Annotated in this window: 1 rRNA gene; it reads left to right on the top strand. The window is 57.4% G+C overall.

The features are described 5' to 3' along the window. The first annotated feature begins 301 nt into the window (after positions 1–301). Positions 302–1,834 (top strand): 16S ribosomal RNA (locus tag TR33_RS25605). Positions 1,835–1,853 lie beyond the last annotated feature (19 nt).

The following is a 1,853-nucleotide window of genomic DNA, read 5'->3' as shown; positions in this document are numbered from 1 at the left end:
ACCTGATAAAGTAAAGACACAACACAGCGGGAAACACCGGAAACGGTGCGAACGCGAACAAAGCCTTCCACGGAAGAGCAGAGCGGGACACTGGTTCCGGAGCTTGTACGGGAAGCGTGATTGTTTCTTGAGAACTCAACAGCGCGTGTTTGATTTTCTTTAAGCCATGTTTGTTTTGGCCCCGACCACACTTCGGTGTGGAGGGTTCCTTTGATTGGTCACGAGAGTGACCGGTCAGGATTTCTTCTAGGTTTACCCTTCCCAGGCTGATCTTCGGGTCGCCGGGTCGGGTTGAGTGACCTTTATGGAGAGTTTGATCCTGGCTCAGGACGAACGCTGGCGGCGTGCTTAACACATGCAAGTCGAGCGGTAAGGCCCTTCGGGGTACACGAGCGGCGAACGGGTGAGTAACACGTGAGCAACCTGCCCCTGACTCTGGGATAAGCGGTGGAAACGCCGTCTAATACCGGATACGACCTTCCGCCTCATGGTGGAGGGTGGAAAGTTTTTTCGGTCAGGGATGGGCTCGCGGCCTATCAGCTTGTTGGTGGGGTAACGGCCTACCAAGGCGATTACGGGTAGCCGGCCTGAGAGGGCGACCGGCCACACTGGGACTGAGACACGGCCCAGACTCCTGCGGGAGGCAGCAGTGGGGAATATTGCGCAATGGGCGAAAGCCTGACGCAGCGACGCCGCGTGGGGGATGACGGCCTTCGGGTTGTAAACCTCTTTTACCACCAACGCAGGCTCCGGGTTCTCTCGGGGTTGACGGTAGGTGGGGAATAAGGACCGGCTAACTACGTGCCAGCAGCCGCGGTAATACGTAGGGTCCGAGCGTTGTCCGGAATTATTGGGCGTAAAGAGCTCGTAGGCGGCGTGTCGCGTCTGCTGTGAAAGACCGGGGCTTAACTCCGGTTCTGCAGTGGATACGGGCATGCTAGAGGTAGGTAGGGGAGACTGGAATTCCTGGTGTAGCGGTGAAATGCGCAGATATCAGGAGGAACACCGGTGGCGAAGGCGGGTCTCTGGGCCTTACCTGACGCTGAGGAGCGAAAGCATGGGGAGCGAACAGGATTAGATACCCTGGTAGTCCATGCCGTAAACGTTGGGCGCTAGGTGTGGGGACTTTCCACGGTTTCCGCGCCGTAGCTAACGCATTAAGCGCCCCGCCTGGGGAGTACGGCCGCAAGGCTAAAACTCAAAGGAATTGACGGGGGCCCGCACAAGCGGCGGAGCATGTTGCTTAATTCGACGCAACGCGAAGAACCTTACCAAGGTTTGACATCACCCGTGGACCTGTAGAGATACAGGGTCATTTAGTTGGTGGGTGACAGGTGGTGCATGGCTGTCGTCAGCTCGTGTCGTGAGATGTTGGGTTAAGTCCCGCAACGAGCGCAACCCTTGTTCCATGTTGCCAGCACGTAATGGTGGGGACTCATGGGAGACTGCCGGGGTCAACTCGGAGGAAGGTGGGGACGACGTCAAGTCATCATGCCCCTTATGTCTTGGGCTGCAAACATGCTACAATGGCCGGTACAATGGGCGTGCGATACCGTAAGGTGGAGCGAATCCCTTAAAGCCGGTCTCAGTTCGGATTGGGGTCTGCAACTCGACCCCATGAAGGTGGAGTCGCTAGTAATCGCGGATCAGCAACGCCGCGGTGAATACGTTCCCGGGCCTTGTACACACCGCCCGTCACGTCATGAAAGTCGGCAACACCCGAAACTTGCGGCCTAACCCTTCGGGGAGGGAGTGAGTGAAGGTGGGGCTGGCGATTGGGACGAAGTCGTAACAAGGTAGCCGTACCGGAAGGTGCGGCTGGATCACCTCCTTTCTAAGGAGTCTTTTACAGG

Source organism: Nocardiopsis alba (genome assembly GCF_000710955.1).
Lineage (GTDB): Bacteria > Actinomycetota > Actinomycetes > Streptosporangiales > Streptosporangiaceae > Nocardiopsis > Nocardiopsis alba.
Note: the sequence above shows the minus strand (reverse complement) of the source record. Positions and strands in the feature narration are given on the sequence as shown.